At 34.2% G+C, this 19,607-nt stretch carries 15 protein-coding genes and 1 tRNA gene; 6 read left to right on the top strand and 10 right to left on the bottom strand.

Annotation, left to right across the window (positions count from 1 at the left end):
* Positions 1–134: 134 nt before the first annotated feature.
* The gene (locus tag DRF65_RS27550) at positions 135–1,019 is read right to left on the bottom strand and encodes a hypothetical protein (RefSeq protein WP_115973912.1); all 885 of its coding nucleotides are present in this window, start codon (positions 1,017–1,019) and stop codon (positions 135–137) included.
* A gap of 185 nt (positions 1,020–1,204) precedes the next feature.
* On the opposite strand from DRF65_RS27550, the gene DRF65_RS27555 reads away from it, so the two are divergent.
* A complete protein-coding gene (locus DRF65_RS27555; protein WP_115973913.1) occupies positions 1,205–2,389 on the top strand; it encodes an oxygenase MpaB family protein in 1,185 nt (394 codons plus the stop codon).
* A gap of 98 nt (positions 2,390–2,487) precedes the next feature.
* Here the strand turns inward: DRF65_RS27555 and DRF65_RS27560 are convergent, their stop codons facing one another.
* Positions 2,488–3,681, bottom strand: coding sequence for a hypothetical protein (locus DRF65_RS27560; RefSeq protein ID WP_115973914.1), 1,194 nt, complete (start codon positions 3,679–3,681; stop codon positions 2,488–2,490).
* A gap of 311 nt (positions 3,682–3,992) precedes the next feature.
* Here DRF65_RS27560 and recA point away from each other — a divergent pair, with 311 nt between their 5' ends.
* Entirely contained in the window at positions 3,993–4,994 is a 1,002-nt protein-coding gene (recA, locus tag DRF65_RS27565) for a recombinase RecA (protein WP_115973915.1), read from the top strand.
* Positions 4,995–5,048: 54 nt separating this feature from the next.
* On the opposite strand, the gene DRF65_RS27570 is transcribed toward recA, so the two are convergent.
* Positions 5,049–6,494, bottom strand: a complete 1,446-nt coding sequence (locus tag DRF65_RS27570) for a hypothetical protein (protein WP_115973916.1) — start codon at positions 6,492–6,494, stop codon at positions 5,049–5,051.
* A gap of 146 nt (positions 6,495–6,640) precedes the next feature.
* A complete protein-coding gene (locus DRF65_RS27575; RefSeq protein ID WP_115973917.1) occupies positions 6,641–9,544 on the bottom strand; it encodes a S9 family peptidase in 2,904 nt (967 codons plus the stop codon).
* A gap of 153 nt (positions 9,545–9,697) precedes the next feature.
* Between DRF65_RS27575 and htpG the strand changes: the two genes are divergently transcribed.
* Positions 9,698–11,590: a molecular chaperone HtpG gene (gene htpG, locus DRF65_RS27580; RefSeq protein ID WP_115973918.1), complete on the top strand. Its 1,893-nt coding sequence runs from the start codon at positions 9,698–9,700 to the stop codon at positions 11,588–11,590.
* 713 nt (positions 11,591–12,303) lie between these two features.
* The gene (locus DRF65_RS27585) at positions 12,304–12,702 is read left to right on the top strand and encodes a helix-turn-helix transcriptional regulator (RefSeq protein WP_115973919.1); all 399 of its coding nucleotides are present in this window, start codon (positions 12,304–12,306) and stop codon (positions 12,700–12,702) included.
* A gap of 63 nt (positions 12,703–12,765) precedes the next feature.
* Here the strand turns inward: DRF65_RS27585 and DRF65_RS27590 are convergent, their stop codons facing one another.
* Positions 12,766–14,268: a T9SS type A sorting domain-containing protein gene (locus tag DRF65_RS27590; RefSeq protein WP_115973920.1), complete on the bottom strand. Its 1,503-nt coding sequence runs from the start codon at positions 14,266–14,268 to the stop codon at positions 12,766–12,768.
* Positions 14,269–14,359: 91 nt separating this feature from the next.
* On the bottom strand, positions 14,360–14,656 hold the full coding sequence (locus tag DRF65_RS27595; RefSeq protein WP_115973921.1) for an MGMT family protein: 297 nt from the start codon (positions 14,654–14,656) through the stop codon (positions 14,360–14,362).
* An 88-nt stretch (positions 14,657–14,744) separates the two neighbouring features.
* On the opposite strand from DRF65_RS27595, the gene DRF65_RS28705 reads away from it, so the two are divergent.
* Positions 14,745–14,891, top strand: a complete 147-nt coding sequence (locus tag DRF65_RS28705; RefSeq protein WP_165852328.1) for a hypothetical protein — start codon at positions 14,745–14,747, stop codon at positions 14,889–14,891.
* Between the two features lie 477 nt (positions 14,892–15,368).
* Here the strand turns inward: DRF65_RS28705 and DRF65_RS27605 are convergent, their stop codons facing one another.
* The 4 genes from DRF65_RS27605 to DRF65_RS27620 form a co-directional block, all read right to left on the bottom strand.
* A complete protein-coding gene (locus DRF65_RS27605) occupies positions 15,369–16,343 on the bottom strand; it encodes a deoxyhypusine synthase family protein (protein ID WP_045500886.1) in 975 nt (324 codons plus the stop codon).
* 516 nt (positions 16,344–16,859) lie between these two features.
* The gene (locus tag DRF65_RS27610) at positions 16,860–17,240 is read right to left on the bottom strand and encodes a GreA/GreB family elongation factor (RefSeq protein ID WP_115973925.1); all 381 of its coding nucleotides are present in this window, start codon (positions 17,238–17,240) and stop codon (positions 16,860–16,862) included.
* A gap of 561 nt (positions 17,241–17,801) precedes the next feature.
* Positions 17,802–18,194 (bottom strand): alternative ribosome rescue aminoacyl-tRNA hydrolase ArfB, encoded by a 393-nt coding sequence (arfB, locus tag DRF65_RS27615; RefSeq protein ID WP_115973923.1) that lies wholly within the window; start codon positions 18,192–18,194, stop codon positions 17,802–17,804.
* A 41-nt stretch (positions 18,195–18,235) separates the two neighbouring features.
* Positions 18,236–19,264: an AMP-binding protein gene (locus tag DRF65_RS27620; RefSeq protein ID WP_115973924.1), complete on the bottom strand. Its 1,029-nt coding sequence runs from the start codon at positions 19,262–19,264 to the stop codon at positions 18,236–18,238.
* A gap of 99 nt (positions 19,265–19,363) precedes the next feature.
* Here DRF65_RS27620 and DRF65_RS27625 point away from each other — a divergent pair.
* Positions 19,364–19,434 (top strand) — tRNA-Gln (locus DRF65_RS27625).
* Positions 19,435–19,607: the final 173 nt, after the last annotated feature.

The following is a 19,607-nucleotide window of genomic DNA, read 5'->3' on the forward strand; positions in this document are numbered from 1 at the left end:
ATAAGGCTTAATCTAAAAGGAAAGAGTCCAGTACAGTACCGAACTCTTTCATATAATAATATTATTTAATTTTGTCTAAACTTTTGGGTGCAGTCTAATGGGGAAGGCTTTTTTGTTCAGTCCTCACTATAAATTTATAAATTAAACAAAGAATAACCGATTGCAATTCCTATCCAGGGTTTTTTATTATAATTCCATTTTTCTGCCTCATCTCCTATTGCATAATCCCACCCTAAAAACCCTGCAAAATTTACTTTATTATAAGAATAGGCAATTCCCAATCCTATACTGGCTAACCCTTTTATTATTTTTCTATCATTAGGGAGAGGATCTACAGAAGCAGAGGTATTATTACTATTAAGCTCAACAACAGAAGAACCGACAAATGTACCTAGTGTTAATTTATGATTATTTGTTACACTTCCAACCTTATCTCTATAAAAAAAGCTGGACATACCAAAAGAAATTCCCCCAAATAGATTGGCATTTAAGCTTGCTGAAGAAAATTCTTCTGAAACATTTGGTTGCTTAAACCTGTATTTTATTGGTACTGTAAATGCTGAAACTGTTCCTTCAATGAAATAAAGACTTAACTGATCCCGATTCTTAAGCTGATAGTAATAAATATTATCCTTTTCATCTTTTTTACAGCTATTTTTATTAGCTATAATTTTGTTATCATCAAACTTAACATATCCCCAAAAGCCACATTTAGCAATCTCACTTCTTTTAACAGTTAAAGTTTTATAAAAGGCTGTGTCAACTTTAATTTCTCTTGTTACAGTTTGCAATACACTATTAATTGAAATTTGTTCACTAATTTTAATCATGCTTTCAGGAACATAAATCTGTTTAATGGAATCTAACTCACCTTTACTCCATTTGTCAAACTTTACTGAAACATCCTTTTTTAATAAAATCTCACCTTTCGATGCCGGGATATGATACACCCTCTTAAAACTCTCTTGTGCTGAAACTACAACTCCTAAAAGTACTAGTAATAATAAATATTTTTTCATGGCTATTTTTTAACACAAATTTTAAAATTCAATGAACACAAGTAAATTACCCTTTTGTGGTATTTTTCAATAACTTAAAACAGATCAATTCCTCATTAAAAAATGATATTAACGATATTACTGATAAATCTCACTTAATAGTTTCGGTGCAAAACTTGTACTTTTATATATCTAAGGAATGAACAATGATACAACCCCGATTTAAGGATTCTCCTCATTTCAGAAATTTTTGGGAAAACGGTAACGGAAAATTATTAATAGAATTTTCCGCTGCTGAAGTGAGCTTTAAAGATTTTGAACAATATGCCTCTTTCTTCTATCATGTAGATGAAACTGGTGATGATGTTGTAAAGGATGTTTATTTCACTAAAAAATTCCATGAAGCATCGAGAGAGATTGAAGGTTATATCCGGAATGGCGTTTCTGAAAATGATAATATCCCTGAAAGTGTAAAAAAACTATTCTCTGAAACCCAGAAAACTCCTGACTGGCTGGATTATAATTTATTAAAAAGTGGTGCTGAACTCTGTATGCGAAGTAATCTCGATTCATTAATTTCCTTAAGAGATTACTGTCTGATCGGAGGATATGATTATGCTTATCTCAACAAACCACTTATTGTTACAGAAGCTTTGAAGAAAGGAGCAGTAAAGCGTCTTTCGGAAACATTGGATTTTTGGGTGAACGTTACCCGTTACAATGCATTGGAGATCCACGCCAAGGGATACGAATTCGCTATAAAAACCCGTTTAATCCACTCCTACGCAAGACTTTCGATTAAAAAGCATTATAAAGATTGGGATACTGAAAACTGGGGAGAACCTATCAATTCCTGGGATATGATGGCAACCTACATTGGTTTCAGTTTAGTTTTTCTTCATAGCCTTCAGAAATTAGGAAATACTTTTTCTCCTGAAGAGGAACAGGGAATTTTCCACCTGTGGAAATATGTGGGCTATCTTCTCGGAATTCCGGAGCAACTTCTTCCTGATGATAAAAAGCAGGCTACAGAATATTTTTATTTATGGACTTCCATTCAGCCTCCATCAGATAAAGATTCTGTTCTTTTAGCTCATTCTTTATTAGATGAATCTTTGGAAAATCCTATTTTAAAATTTGAATTCCAAAGAAAAAATTTGCGATACCTTCACATCTGCTGTACCTGGTTTCTGCTGGATGATGAAGTTTGTAAAAGACTACAAATTCCTGAAGTTTCTAATAAACTGTTATTTCCAAAATCAAAAATACTTTTCAATAGGATTTATGATCGTCTTGTAAGTAGGGATTCAAGGATAAAGAGAGGAAATAAAGATCAGATGAAAGTTTTGAAAGACTATCTGAACATCACCAAAAATTCAAACTTTCATTAAAATTAGTTTTTAAGGAACAGGAAACCATGCTCATCTGTAAATTGATATCTCTCAATTCAATTGAAACAAGATGTAATATTTACAATTGCTCATTTCCCTTAGCTATCCGAAGAAACTTTTCTGCTCATGAAATTCCAGATCAAATACATTCCCAATAAAATAAGCCAGACACCAATGACAGCACTGAAAAAAATTTCCCTGATGGAAGGATGAAGATAATTCGGTTTGTAGAACAGACGGTCAAGGGTTGCAAATTTATCCTTTAAGTCTTTTCTTTCATAAGTATTTCGTATTGCATTCAGAGGTTCCTGCCGATGATCCCGGTAATAAAAGACATCTTTAGTCAGGTCTTTCGGAACGATCTGTGTTTCTATATGATATTTTTTTAAAAGGATATCCAGTTTCTGAAACGAGGCAAGTAAGGAATCCTGACTGTATTTGTAAAGCAAATTGTATCTTTTAATCGCATTTTGATACTGCTGCTTCTGCTCAGGAATATCATGTAATGGAAAAAACAAATATTTATTTTCAAGAAAAATACACATTTTATCGTCGTAATCAGGATGTACGACCACTCCTTTAAATATAATTTGAGTACTATCCCCTATCTTCTTTTTAGAAATAATCCTTTTTTCCAACTCCTTGGTATCAAGTCCAAGAATGTCAAGCACTAATCTTGCTTTGCTGTTTATTTTTTCGTGATTGGCATTCAACATTGTTAGTGTGTCAATACTGTAATAACTAGATTCTGTTGTATAATAATCCATATTGCCTGGATCATAATACAACGTATCTCTCTGTTCAATCACTGGGTAAGGTTTGGGATATAAAATATTTTCGGGATTAAAGAGCTTCTCTGAACTATAAGAAGTATAGTTGTATAAAAAAGGTTGTAAGACATTCAACAGTTCTTTGTCCTTATTAAGATCCTTTTCGGGTAACTCGGTTCGTAATTTGGCATTTAGCCCCAAACTATAACTGATGAAAAAGGTCAGGGATGAAAAGGACACCAATAGAAGGATAATGCCAATCCCCAATTTTTGTGAAAGCGTATTTCTTTTTTTGGAATGATTTCTAAGAAGAAAAATAATAAAGAAAAACAAAAAAAGACCGGATACGAAAATGTGAGAAATGGAAACATCATCGTAAAATTTAAACCTGTAAAATTCTGTGTTATCATAAATTTCTTTAAGACCTTTAAACTTTACATATCCATATATAAAGTAAGCCAGATGGATAACAGCTAATACAGCAAAAGATTTAATCAGGAATAATTTTAATTTTCTGTCCATAGCATGATCTTTAAAAGAATGTTTTAAGATAAGCTTTTTTTATAGTAAATAAATTGTAAAGACTATAACTCCTAGAAATCATCCGGTTCAATATAACTTCCATCCTCACACTTCCTGTTTCCAACCGTAACTTTCTTATCTTAAATTTATGTTTTCAAGCCTCTTCAAGCTTGCATTCACATCTATCTCGTTATGAAGAACATCAGCCCTAAAATTTTATCATTTTTTAACTCTAAAAACCGGTTTCACAGAGAAATAATATTAGTTTTTGATTGGGAAATTATGTATTTTTGAGAAATTATTTAATAGAGATGAGTAACATTGATGATAAGAAGAAAGCACTCGCGTTAGTGCTTGACAAGCTAGATAAAACATACGGAAAGGGAACAGTAATGACTTTAGGTGATAGTGCTATAGACAGTACTATAGAAGTAATTCCTTCCGGATCTTTAGGATTAGATATCGCATTAGGTATAGGAGGATATCCAAAAGGAAGAATCATTGAAATATATGGACCTGAATCTTCAGGTAAAACAACATTAACCCTTCACGCAATTGCTGAAGCTCAAAAAGCTGGTGGTATTGCTGCATTCATTGATGCTGAGCATGCTTTCGACAGAACATATGCTGCAAAATTAGGAATCGATTTGGAGAACCTTATCATTTCTCAGCCGGATAACGGGGAACAGGCTTTAGAAATTGCTGATAACCTGATCCGTTCAGGAGCTATTGACATTGTTGTTATTGACTCTGTTGCGGCTCTTACTCCAAAAGCTGAGATTGAAGGGGAAATGGGGGATTCTAAAATGGGACTTCACGCAAGATTGATGTCTCAGGCATTAAGAAAACTTACAGCTACCATTTCAAGAACGAAATGTACTGTAATTTTCATCAACCAGTTAAGAGAAAAAATTGGAGTAATGTTCGGTAACCCTGAAACTACTACCGGAGGTAACGCTCTTAAATTCTATGCTTCTGTAAGAATTGATATCAGAAAAGCAAGCGCACCAATCAAAAATGGAGATGAAGCAATCGGAAGCCGTGTGAAAGTGAAGATTGTGAAAAACAAAGTCGCTCCACCTTTCAAACAGGCAGAATTCGATATTATGTATGGTGAAGGAGTTTCTAAAGTAGGAGAAATTCTTGATACTGCTGTTGATATGGGAATTGTGAAGAAAAGTGGTTCTTGGTTCAGTTATGAAGAATCTAAACTAGGCCAAGGGCGTGATGCTGTAAAAGATGTCTTAAAAGACAATCCTGAACTTGCCGAGGAATTGGAGAACAAGATCAAAGAAGAGTTGAAAAACAAATAGTAAATAAAAAACGGTCTGAATTTTTTCAGACCGTTTTTATTTTATAGATATTTCTTATCCAGTAATTTTTCCCTGTAACTGCATTGCTCCTGCAACCTGCATTCCTACTGTAAGCGTTTCAAATCTCATATTTTCTTTGTTCACAAAAGCATCAACTGTGAAGAAGTCTTCCATTTCCGGATGGGTAATCAGCCTTAATTTCAGCATATATCCTTTTACACTTCCATCCTCCAATACTTCAGTTTCTTTAATGTCGAGTACCTTACCAATAAAATCAATACACCCATAATCTGGAAGGTCCTGACTTGGCTTGTATGCAGTAAACTCTTCATCAGTCTTTGTACCGTCCGGTAAATCAAAACTTTCATGAAGATCTAAAACGAAAACAATCCCACTGATCGTAACATTTAATTTATTTTGTGTAAAATATTTATCTTTGTTTTCTGCATAATCTGTAGGAAAGAACCAAAGTCCAAAAGTATCTCTCGCAACTCCACCTACAATAGCTTCATTATGATCCACATTTTCCCATTCACGAATTTCTTTTGTTTCAAAATCAAGAGAGAAATTAGTTTTTACTTCCGGATAAATACCATTAAAATCATCTGAAATAATCGTTCTGAACTTTATATCTCCAAATTCTGTATGCTTAGCCTTTTCCTCTGCATCAATCTCATCTACTCTGCATAAAGCCATGGTTTCCATTAAATATTGAGCAAATTTCTCCTGAGTCTGGAAATTCTGAAACCCAAAAATTCCACCCCACATATTCGCTAGAGAATGAACATTCGATTTCTTCAGAATAATTCCTGCTTCATTTGTACTTTCAGGACTTTTAATTTCATGCTTGTTTGTGAAGTAATCTTTACCATCCACCAACTGAGTATTCATAATCTCATTATTTTCTTCATGAGAGAATCCTGCAAAACCTTTAAACGTGACATTTTCATTCTCAAAAACATAAGGTAATGCAATTTTACCTTCTTCAGAATCATTAAAGTGATATGATAATGTAATTGCTTTAAGATCTTGGGGATTCATAGCCAAAGCATGATTTCCATCATCATTAAACTGAGAATGGTATAGAACAGCATATGACTTTATCTTCCCTTCTTTCAGTTCACTTTCAAACTTCTCTTTCATGTTACTAAGCACCACCTGTGGTGAAAGCCCATAAGTAGGATCTGTAACCATATAAGCAAATCCCTCTACTTCGCCATTTTCTTTTTCAAATGCTGAAATTGGGGCAAAATCTCCTCTCAGTTGAAGTGCAATAGAATACACGATATAATCACTATAAATCTTGACTTTTTCATATAATTCATTTACCTTTTTCTCTTCTACAGCGTGTGATTGCACTGGTATTTCCGGAATGGTCTCTACTATTTCCTCTACTTTCTCTTCTGCTATTTTCTCCTCTGGCATTTCTTGCTGCTGAACCGGAGTACTGACATTTTCCTGTCTGTTATTTTTCTTCTTAAAAAAATCAAAGATTCCCATATTGTTGTTAAAATTGGCGGTAAATATAATAAAAGCTCACAATAGGCCCATCATAAAAAAAATGCCATTGTGTCAGTTTATCCTTGTTTTTTTTTGAGAAATTTTAAAATAAATTCGGCGGAGCCTTTGGCTCCGCCGAATTTATTTTAATTAGGTTTATCATCTGTTAAGTCAAATCCCCAATCTTTTCCTTTTTGGGTAGCCGGAATCCCTTTTGTCATCCAAACCGGAGCCTTAGCACCTTTAAGATAGTAATCAAAAAACTGCTGTTCACGGACTTGAATATCTTTTCTGTTCTGGCGTTTGATAAGGTTGTGATCGTCACCATTATAATTCAGAAGCCATACTGGTTTTCCAAGGCGGCGTAACGCGGTAAACATTTCAATTCCCTGATACCATGGCACTGCTCCATCTTTATCATTGCTCATAATAACTACCGGAGTTTTTACTTTATCGATAGTAAAAAGCGGTGAATTTTTAATATAAAGATCCGGAGCTTCCCATAAGTTCTTTCCTAATCTACTTTGCGATTTTTCATATTGAAACTGTCTGTTCATTCCCGTACTCCATCGGATTCCTCCGTAGGCAGAAGTCATGTTGACAACAGGAGCTCCACTCCAGGCCGCTGCATACATATCAGTATGAGCAATCAGATAAGCTACCTGATAACCGCCCCAGCTTTGTCCCTGAATTCCTATTTTAGTACCATCTACCCATGCATTTTGCTTCAGCTTTTCAACCCCGGAATTAATATATTCCATTGCAGATTCTCCTGGGAAACCATCTTTATAAGAAATATCAGGAGTGAAAACCAGATATCCGTTGCTTACAAAATAAGAAATATTTAATCTTGAAGGTGTTGGAGACGGTGCTACATAACGATTCAGATTATCAGAAAGTTTTTCATAGAAATAAACGATCATAGGATACTTTTTGTTCGGATCAAAATTTTCCGGTTTGAATAAAACTCCTGTAGATGTATTTCCTTTGGGTGTTGTCCAGTTTACCAATTCATCAGTTCCCCAATTATAAAGCTTCTGCTGTAGATTGGTATCGCTTAGCTTTTGTTGTTTTGATATGTCTGATGTTGTAAAAATATTCGGAGAATCTGTATATGATTCTTTTACTAAAATATATTCTTCTGCATTCTTCGCTTTTTGAAGACTTCTGTATCCCCATACATCTTCCATTTGAATTTTTACAGGATCAGCACTCGACTGAATAGAGGTTTTAAAAATCCCATTAGCTTTAGATGTATTATCAAATGCTGATAAGTAAATAGAAGACTTTCGGTTTAAGCTTTTAATATCTTTATCTAAATCGTAAGTATCAAAGGTTATTTTATTTTTACGCCCATATCCATTCGTGATATTTCTTGGCTTTTTTGAACCGTTCAGAAAAAACTCCCAAAGATCATAACGGTCTTTGATAATCACAGACTCATCATTATCCGTCCATGACGCAATACCATAAGAGTATGGAAAGTCTGGCATATCAAACTCTTCATCCACAAAAGAAACCGGTAATCCTGTACTCAGTGGAAGTGTTTGTTTGGTTTTAACATTATAACTCAACCATCTCCCTTTTTCTCTGTCAAAAATGACAACAAATTTTCCCAGTGGAGATACAGCCACTGAACCGTCCAAATTTTTAATAATTTCGGTTCTGTCTCCTGTTTTATTATCGATAAGGAAATAAGTTTTCTTTGTTGAGCCTTCCCATTGTGAAGAGATACGGTTGTTTAAACTGGTAACTCCTAGTGCAAATTCAGCATTTCCTTGGTTTACTACTCTTAAAGTATCTAAATCTTCACCATCAATGTTTCTGAAGAAATCCGGTTTCTCCGTTTGCATTACTGCTGCATAAGATTTTTTCAAATCATTTTTCAATTCCTTTAGCTGTACGGTTTGCAAATAATCATCTCTGTAATTCCAGATATCTACCACTGCGTGATCATTGGCAATCATCGCAGTATCTTTTGCAATAGGTTTGGGAGCAACACCAAAATATAACTGCTTTCCGTTTTTACTGAATAAAGGCAAGCGGTTTTCAGAAATTACCCAATCTTTTTTCATTTGCCCACTTTCATGGGTTATCTGCTCCTTTTTATTTCCTTTAAAATTAAAATAATACAGATTATACAGCTTCACCAGATCATTCTGTGCAGAAGAAGTTCCCACAAATGCCAGCTGGCTCCCTTCTTCATCAAAAGATAACTGTGAAAAATCACCTTCCATTTCTGAAATTTTAGTAACTGCTCCTTTCTGCAGATCTACTACCTGCACGGTTTCAAGTGCGTATTTCTTTGGTTTTGATTTGTCAGTATCTTTTTTATCTGATTTATCTGAAGATTTTTCATCTGCTGAATCCTTTCCCTCTTTTTTATCCTTTTTTTCGTCCGGTTTCTTCGTTATAAAAGCGAGTTGCCTCCCATTTTTACTGAATTCATAGCGAATCACATTATCATAAGTTGTACTCTTCCCATCCAAAAGATTACGAACCACTAACTGCAATGGCTTTACATTTTTATCTTCCTCTTTACTTTCCTCTCCATCTTCTTTATCAGAAGCGTCATTAGAAGATTTATCTTTGGTATCTTCCAGAAGGTATGCAATATATGAACCTGCTTTTTCCGGGATTTTAAATGTTTTTACATTAGGAATTTTCTCTGTCTGACCACTCAAAATATCAACAATCGCAAGACTATCTTTTGTTAACTTATTCTTTTTAAGCTTCTTATCTTTTACCGCTTTTATATCTTTATACAACGGGCGGATTTGAAAAACGGCAAACCTCGAATCATTCGTAAAATCCACCTTTGTTCCTCTGGCAAAATTTTTTGAAGTTTTATTTTTAACTGAATATAAAAAAAGGTTAGAATTTCCTTCCTGAACATCCACAGAATAGGCCACCCATTTTCCGTCATTCGAGATTTTTCTCGAGCCAATATTCTGCCAACTGTCGTACACAGAATGGTCTAATGGCTTTTTCTGTCCATACAGGCAACAGGCCATCATGAACAGAATAAAAACTGTACATTTCATCTTCATTTTTAAAAATTTTTAAGGACTAAAAGTATGATATTTCTTTGACAAATTCACAATATTCCTCATTTCTACCCATCGAAAGAATGTCATTCTGTCACTTTCTGCTTCATGGTATTTTTTTTGAGAAATATTTGAAAATTAAAAATCTAAAATATTATGACGAAAGGAAATATTAATGTATCGGTGGAAAACATTTTCCCACTTATTAAAAAGTTTCTTTACAGTGACCACGAAATATTCTTAAGAGAGCTGATTTCCAATGCTACGGACGCTACTTTAAAGCTAAAGCATTTAACAAGTATAGGTGAAGCAAAGGTAGAATACGGAAATCCTAAACTTGAGGTTAAAATTGATAAAGAGCAAAAAACCTTACGTATCATTGACCAGGGTATCGGTATGACCAGTGAGGAGGTTGAAAAATACATCAATCAGGTAGCTTTTTCAGGAGCTGAAGAGTTTTTGGAAAAATATAAAGATACAGCAAAGGATTCAGGGATTATCGGGCACTTCGGACTTGGGTTCTACTCTGCTTTCATGGTGGCTGAAAAAGTGGAAATCCTTACCAAATCTTACAAAGATGAACCTGCAGTAAGATGGATCTGTGATGGAAGTCCTGAATTTACTCTTGAAGAAACGACTGATAAAACAGAAAGGGGAACTGAAATCATTCTTCACATCGCAGAAGATTCTGTAGAGTTTTTAGAAGAAGGAAAAATCCGTGAACTGTTATTAAAGTATAACAAATTTATGCCTGTTCCTATTAAATTCGGAACAAAAACACATACGCTTCCTTTACCGGAAGACGCTCCGGAAGATGCCGTTGCAGAAACTGAGGAAGTAGATAATATTATCAATAATCCTACCCCAGCATGGACGATTGCTCCAAGTGATCTTACCAACGAGGATTATATGAAGTTCTATCACGAACTATATCCAATGCAGTTTGAAGAACCTTTATTCCACATTCACCTGAACGTAGATTATCCTTTCAACCTTACCGGAGTTTTATTCTTCCCTAAATTAAGCAACAACTTAAATATTGATAAGGATAAAATTCAGTTATACCAAAACCAGGTATTCGTAACGGATGAAGTAAAAGGGATCGTTCCAGATTTCCTAATGCTTCTAAGAGGTGTAATTGATTCTCCGGATATTCCATTGAATGTATCCCGTTCTTATCTTCAGGCAGACGGTGCTGTAAAGAAAATTTCTTCTTACATCACTAAAAAAGTAGCTGATAAAATGGCTTCCTTAATCAATGAAAACCGTGAAGACTACGAACAAAAATGGAATGATATTAAAGTAGTCATCGAATACGGAGTGGTTACTGAAGAAAAATTCGCTGAAAAAGCAGATAAATTCACATTATACCCAACAACAGACGGAAAATACTTCCTTTGGAATGAATTGGTAGATAAAATCAAGCCTACTCAAGCGGATAAGGATAACAAGCTTGTAATTCTATATGCAACCAATGCCGATGAGCAACACAGTTATATCCAATCTGCAAAAGATAAAGGATATGAAGTCCTGTTATTAGACTCTCCAATCACCTCTCACGTTATCCAGAAGCTGGAAACTACGAAGGAAAATATTTCATTCGCAAGAGTAGATGCAGATCACATCAATAATCTTATCAAGAAAGATGAACCTGTTATTTCAAAACTAAACGAAACTGAAAAGGAATCTTTGAAAAAGAACGTAGAAGAAGCGATCCATGATTCTAAATTCACTGTTCAGTTAGAGGATCTTGACAGCAGCGATGCTCCATTCACCATTACTCAACCTGAATTCATGAGAAGAATGAAAGAAATGCAGGCAACAGGTGGTGGCGGTATGTTTGGAATGGGTGGTTTCCCGGAAATGTACAACCTTGTTGTGAATTCCAACAGTGAACTTTCTAATCAGATCTTGAAAACTGAGAATACTGAAGAGAAAGAAAGCCTGATTAAATACGCTTTAGATCTTGCTAAGTTATCTCAAAATCTACTGAAAGGAAAAGACCTTACAGATTTTATACAGAGAAGCTATAAGCAACTTGAAAAATAAATTACAGAAGACTGTTTCGAAAGAAGCAGTCTTTTTTTTTGTATTAAATGTTGGAAACGCCAAGGCGCAATTTTTTTTATTAATGCATGAGGTTTTAAGGCGCAGGGATTTTATCTACGATAAAATTGTAGACCGATGAATATTGCCACGAATGCACGAATAATATTAATTACACTTATAATTTATGCGCCGATGTAATAAAAGATTTTAAACAATATAAGGATATAAAATTATCATACTTTATATGAGCTTCAATAAAAAATTTGTGCATTCGTGGCTAAAAATAAGTGTTATTCTTGCCGAAGATCTTTGAGCTTCTTGCCCCTTAAAGTATACATAATCCTGATAAAACCTTTGTGTCTTAGCGTTTTCCAACATTACAGAATGATTAATCATTTATTTTTTTGAAACTAAAGCCTTTAATCCCTTACCCCAACAGTCACAAAAGATTTTAAACACTTAAGTTTTATGAAGTAAATATGATTCTGTTGAAAAGGTACTTAAGTTTTTGAAAATCTAAGATTTTCTGCTGATGTATACTTTTATGCGGCATTATTGTTGAACTTACTTAAGTAAACCAAAGTGTTTAATCATAAAGCTTTTGTAACTTTTGTAGTTCATCTTCACTCCCTAGTGAAAATTTATCGGCTCTTTTTTCAGTTTTCTATTGTATACATTGTGCTTTTTCGCCATTTTTGTATAAAATGTCGGTCATGCAAAAAGAAAAATTACGTCTTATCAGAAAGCAAAAAGGCTATACTCAGCAGCAGATAGCTGATTTTATCGCTACAGATGTATCCAACTATAGCAGAAAAGAAAGTGGTGATGTAAAAATTATTCCTGATGAGTGGAACAAAATTGCCCGTTTTTTAGATGTTCCTTTAGAAGATATTTATGAAGAAGAGACAGCTGCTATAGTTGTTAATAATGATCATCCTGTATTTAATGACCAATCTGCAGGTGCGATTAATACTCAGCATCAATATAATAATATCCCGGGATCAATTGTTGAAAACCTTCAAGAATATATTGCTTTATTAAAAGAGGAAAATGCAAGGCTGAAAGAGGAATTAAAAGGTCCTCAAACTCCTTCAACAAGAGCAAAGAAGTAATCGAAATTTAAATTCGCATATAAAGTAAAAGAATCCAGCGGCATTTGCCACTGGATTCTTTTATTATTTCTTAATGATTTTATAGGTTTTTATTCCTTCTGAAGTCTGTAATTTAAAGACATAAACTCCTTTTGTAAAAGATGAAATATCAATTTTACTTTCCTTTGACCTTTTTAGAAACTGCCCGGTTGAAGTAAAGATTTCTATATTTTCTATTTTTGTATTAGTTTCAATGTTCACAAAATCAGAAGCTGGATTTGGATAAATATTTACCTGTTTACTTTCAATTTCATGGGTTGATAAAACAGCTTCCGGATATAATTTAAAAATCCATCCATCCTCCCATTCTGTATTTTTTCCTGAACCTACCAAATCTCCATTCACAGATCGTGTACTCCCTGCAACAACGAGACTTCCGTCAGTATTCTGTACAAAATTCACAGCATCATCATAAAAGGATCCCCCCCAGCATCTCTTCCATAGAATATTTCCTAATCGGTCAAACTTCACTAACCAAATATCAGACGCACCATGGTACCCACTTTCATATACCGTTTTATTACCATTCCATACAACTCCTAATGCAATATAATTGTTATCTGTAGATTTAATAATTTTACTCCAATTACGAGATTCCATGTTTTCGCTTCCAATCTTTTTTTGCCAGATAATATTACCGTCAAAATCAGTTTTGAAAATCCAGAAATCATTATCAGCATCAGTAGCAATACCAGCTAGATCTCCATCCATAGAGCCTGTTTGTCCCCAAAATACATAGCCATCAGTGTCTTTTACAAAATCTGAAGCATATTCCCATCCAGAGCCACCATACGTTTTTTGAGACAGTAAATTTCCTGAAGGGTCTAACTTGAGTATCCATATATCTTGTCCTCCATGATTATTAGTAACTGTTCCATCATTAGATCTTGTATCAGCAAAAATGATATAATTATTGTCTGGAGTTCTGCCTATTCTGGCTCCCACCTCATCAGCAGTACCTCCATATGTCTTAGACCAGACTAAATCTCCATTTAAAGTAATTTTATTAACTCTGATATCTGAAAAACCGCCACTCAATACTCCTCCAAGCAAAATATATCCGTCTGCAACAGGTAGTATATCATAAAGACCTTCTCCAAAATAAAACTTTTTCCAAATAAAATTTCCTGTCCCATCCATTTTAAAAGCCCACATCTTTTCAGTATCATAATGACCAGCCATATCGCCATCTGTAGATTTTGTAGCACCAATAATCATAAAATTACCATCAGCTAACTTTATAATTTTTCTACCGTAGTCTACACTGGATCCACCAATAGTTTTACTCCAGACAGGGTTTCCATTTGCATCGATCTTATTAATTACACAATCATAATTAGATCCGGGTACTGTATTTGTTTGTCCTATTGAAATATATCCACCATCAGAAGTTTGGGTAATATCATTGGTTCGAGTATGGAATCCTATTGTTGCTGTTACTTTTTGCCATTCCATAGTTGGAGCTGTTTGGGCATATAAAAGACAACACTTTACAGTGATTAAGAGTAATAGTAGAGTTTTTTTCATGGTTTTGTTATAAAATATTTAAATAATATATTTATTCGCAAAGTTAACCAGATATACTATTAAAGCAAATCCAATAATCACTTTGTGATGGTTACAATTCCACCATAGGATCCCAAAACAGTTTTTTAAACCCTTTTATCCTTAAGTTTTCCACAGTAATTCCTTCCGCTTCTAGCTTCTTCTGGAACTCCGGGACAGATAAGGTTCCTGAGCTGGAAATGACGCGGTGCGCAGGCACATCTTCAGGGCAACCACCCATTGCTTTTCCTACATGACGGGAATGATTAGGATACCCCACTGCTTTCGCTATAGCACCATAGGTAGAAACCCTTCCTTTTGGAATAAGCTTCGCTACTTCGTATACCTGTTGTTTGAAAATTTCGTCCATATCTAAAGTCTTAGGAAAAGAATTTTGAGTTTTTGCATCATTTTTGAACTCTTACAACCTCAATGATGTTTCATTAAAAGATAAAGATATGAAAAAATCATTTTTCCGTTTACTGAATGTAATCAATAAAAAAATTCTTCCAAAGCTGAGTAAGAAGGATCCGAACAAGCTGACAAAAGTTGAAAAAGGAATTCTGGCATATCGTTATTTCGTGCTGGTTAATTCTTTGGATTAATTTTATTTTCTCACAGATAACAATAGATATTTATGAGAATAAATTTATTGGCTCGCAGATTTGGCGGATAACTCAAATGTTTATTTTTATATTAACTCTGAGTTTGTTGGAAATCGCTAAGACGCAAGTTTTTTTACCTGCATAATGCTTTAAGGCGCAAGGATTTTATCTCTGATAAAATTGTATACTGTTGAATGATTGCCACAAATGCACGAATAATTTAAATTACACTTATAATCTATGTGCCTATGTGATTTAAAAAGATTGAACCACATAGGCACATAGAATATCATACTTCATATATTTGTGCATTCGTGGCAAAAAATTTTGTGGTTTTGTAGTTTCTAACCATTAAAAAAGAATCTGCGTTATCTGCAAAATCTGCGAGCGCAAAAAAAAGAGTATCAGAAGCCCAAATAAAAAAGCGCTTCAAAAGATTGAAGCGCTAAATATTGTAATCTCGTAAAGAGTTATTAATTAAGCATTCTCTAGAATATAAGAGAACATCAATGGTGCACAGATTGTTGCATCACTTTCAACGATAAACTTCGGTGTAGTGATATCTAATTTACCCCAAGTGATTTTTTCATTTGGAACAGCTCCTGAATAAGAACCGTAAGATGTTGTAGAATCAGAGATCTGACAGAAATAAGACCAGAAAGGAATGTCATGCATTTCCATATCCTGGTATAGCATTGGTACTACACAGATAGGGAAATCTCCTGCGATACCACCACCAATCTGGAAGAAACCAACTCCTTTTCCAGCTGAGTTTTTAGTATACCAGTCAGCAAGGTAAGTCATATATTCAATACCTGATTTCATTGTAGTAGCCTTAAGCTCTCCTTTGATGCAGTAAGAAGCGAAGATGTTACCCATTGTAGAATCTTCCCATCCCGGAACTACGATTGGTAAGTTTGCTTCTGCAGCAGCAATCATCCATGAGTTTTCTCTAGGAATTTCATAATACTGCTCCAATACCCCTGAAAGGATCATTTTGTACATGAATTCGTGAGGGAAATATCTTTCTCCTTTAGCTTCAGCATCTTTCCAGATCTCTACGATATGTTTTTGTAGTCTTCTGAAAGCTTCTTCTTCAGGAATACAAGTATCTGTAACTCTGTTCAAACCTCTTTCTAAAAGATCCCACTCATCCTGAGCAGTTAAATCTCTGTAATGAGGAACTCTTTCATAGTGAGAGTGTGCTACAAGGTTCATTAGATCTTCTTCAAGATTGGCACCTGTACAAGAGATAAAATCTACTTTCCCCTGACGGATCATTTCAGCAAGAATCTTTCCTAATTCAGCAGTAGACATTGCTCCAGCTAAAGTAATCATCATTTTTCCGCCATCTTTAAGATGTGCAACATATCCTTTAGAAGCATCCACCAATGCAGCTGCGTTGAAGTGCAGGTAATACTTTTCTATGAATTCAGTTATCGGTTTGCTCATTTTTTTAATTTTTGCAAAGATAAAACTTAAAAACGGAATGCAGCCCAAGCACTTGAAGAAAGTCTCATACCAAGATGCTTTTTTATCATTTGTTAAATAATCAGACTCAAAATTGCATTAGGACATATTTTGTTGGATAAACACAAAGGCGCAAGAAGATCAAAGATCTTCAGCAAGAATAACATTTATTTTTAGTCACGAATGCGCGAATTTCTTTTATGAATGCTCTTTATATGAAAATCAGATAACTCCTTATCTTATCTAAAATCTATGTGCCTATGTGGTTTAAAATCTTCACCACATAGATTACAAGCATAATTAAAATTATTCGTGTATTCGTGGCAATCATTCAACAGCATACAATTTTATTGTAGATAAAATCTTCGCGCCTTAAAACATCATGTATGTAAAAAACTTGCGCCTTGGCGTTTTCCAACACTTATTCTCCAGAAACAGAAAACGCAGCCCAACATGGACTACGTTTTCTTCGTAAATTCAACCCTATATGACAAAGTTTTATCCTTCCCAGGCTTCCACTTTTACAATTTCAATTTTTCTTTCCCCTTCCCTGAAAGGCCAGCTGATGATATCTCCTACTTTATACCCAACTACAGCCAATGCAATATTTGAAAGGATGGAGTGTTTATTTTTCTTAAGCTTTTCTCTGGTAGATGGCACAAAAATATATTCGTGTTCAAAATCCAGTGTATGATCTCTTAAAGTCACTTTTTTGTTAACTGTAACAATATCTTCAGACAGGTTTCTTCTCAGTACCTGTTTGGCTTTTCTCAGTTCTTCAGTTAATCTTTTCTCTTCTTCGATGCTTACTTTTTTCCTTCTAAGGGTATCTTTTATAGCATCATAAATTCCCGTGGTTACCGTAATATGATCGGACATTTTTTTCAATTTTAAGATTAAAAATGCAGTATTTCCCAAACGATCCAATGTAAAATCCAGGCGCAAATATGCCTTCTTTCATAGAAAACCGCAAAAAACAATAAATAAAAAATCCGGAATAATTCCCTGTCTTGGATCCTGACAGGGCTTAATTGATAAAGTCCTTAGAACTTTTCAGAAAAGAATCTGTATGCAGATACAATAATGACAGCAACAATCCTGCTCGTCGGCGATCCTCAGATAAAAAGATGGTTGCTGTCATTATGATGTTGTTTTTAATTCTTACAAATATAGAACTTAAAAACGGAATGCCGCCACTGCACTTAAGGAAACTCTCGTAATCTCCACTTTATTTTCGCTCAAATCTATGGCTCCTATTTCATTCAATGTACCATAAACCTATCAGAAAATTCTTCGAAACCTGATATTGATATTCTATTCCTGTATGCACCCTGTTGTTGAACAAAGGAAGCCAGCAAACTTGAAAAATTACTAATAGAATTGGTTTTTTATCATGGTTAATAATTTCGGCAAAAAATAAAATTCAGCGAAAGAGTTTCATTAAAGTTTAAAGCGTCTGTTTTCCTTTTTATCAGAAAGCTTTTTCTTTGCATCCAATCGCTTTTGTTTCTGGCCTTTTGATGGTTTTGTAGCAGTTCTTTTCTTAGGAATGATCAAAGATTTGTTAACAATTTCTGTTATTTTCCCGATGGCTTTATTTTTATTCATAAGCTGCGTTCTGCTCTCAGAAACCGTTAGAAACAAAAAGCCATCTGCATTGATTCTGTTTTTAAGTTTCTCCTGAATCAATGCTTTTTCTTCATCATTAAAAAATTCAGAAACCATCACTTTCCAGAGTACAGTAACTGAAGTTTCTACTTTATTAACGTTCTGTCCTCCTGCTCCACTGCTTCGGGAAGTTTTGAAACTGAGCTCTCTTGAAAAATCTTTCATTTTTTTTAATTTTGGAGGTTAGATTCGCTGAATTTCACTTTTTAAATATCTTTACTAATAAGTTTATATAGCTCCATCCTGTTAACCTTCCCATTAGGTGTTCTTGGAATTTTACCGATAAAAATAATTTCTTTCGGTTTGTGGAAATTCTTTTCAAAAGAAACCCTTGACATTTTCTGAACCATTTCATCAGATTGATCTCCCTCAACAATTAATATCAATTTCTGGCCTAACCTTTCATCAGGTAAACCTACAAAGATTGCTTCATTCGGAATTTCTTTTTTGACAAGTGCTTCCAATGCTTCCGGAAAAATTTTCGCTCCACCAGAATTAATTACATTATCTATTCTTCCCAGAAATTTAAACTGTTTATTATTTTTAATTTCAACTAAATCATTAGTTACCAAAACTTCCGCATTAACGTTAGGAGCAAAGATGTTGAGACAACCTCTTCCATCCAGGGAAATGGTAACGTTTTCAAAAGCAGTGAAATAATCTTCCGGTTCAGGCATTAATTGTTTTAAAGCAATATGAGAAAGTGTTTCAGACATTCCATAGGTCTCAAAGATCTTATTTGACAGGTCCAGATTCATCTGAAGGATTTTATTTTTCAAACTTTCAGAAACAGCAGCTCCCCCAATAATCAAATTTTTGATTAAATGGAGTTTATCTAATGAATTTTCCACCTGAAGTGGGGTCATGGCACAGAAGTCTACTTCCTGATCCAAATGATCAACAGGATGTAAAGAGGGTTCATTCACTATTAGTCTGAGCTTTCTTTCCATAGAACGTACCACCATCATTTTGCCTGAAATATATTCTACAGGCAGGCATAGTAATGCATTATCACCTTCTTTTAAGCCTAAAAAATCGCAGGTCATTACTGCAGAATTCATCATTTTCTTTTTTTCGATTCCGAAAATTTTAGGAATTCCTGTAGATCCTGAAGTCTGTACTTTTACAGTATTCCCTTCAGAAATCCATTCTTCTAAAAAATTTCTTACTTTTTTTTCAAAATCCGAATGAAAGGATAATTGATTAATATTGAGATTATTGAAGTCTATCAGCATATTTTCCGTAAATAAAATCCACAGTAAATTTAAAAAAAAAATCAAAAAGTTCTTGCATCTAAAGAAAAAAGCTGTAAATTTGCACCACCAAAATAAAACAGACCTATAGTGTAACGGTAACACTCCGGTTTTTGGTACCGTCATTCGGGGTTCGAATCCCTGTGGGTCTACAAACCATCCTTTTTAAGGATGGTTTTTGTTTTTAGGTTAGAGATATATTTGAATAGAAAAATGAGGGATCAGTACCAAAAGTTGTGGATTACGCAAAAAGTTTGGTTAATCTAAAAAGAAAAAAAGATTTATCTTTTACTCCTCTGAGCTGTAATCTAAAGTTTTTGATTTT

Source organism: Chryseobacterium pennae, from assembly GCF_003385515.1.
Lineage (GTDB): Bacteria > Bacteroidota > Bacteroidia > Flavobacteriales > Weeksellaceae > Chryseobacterium > Chryseobacterium pennae.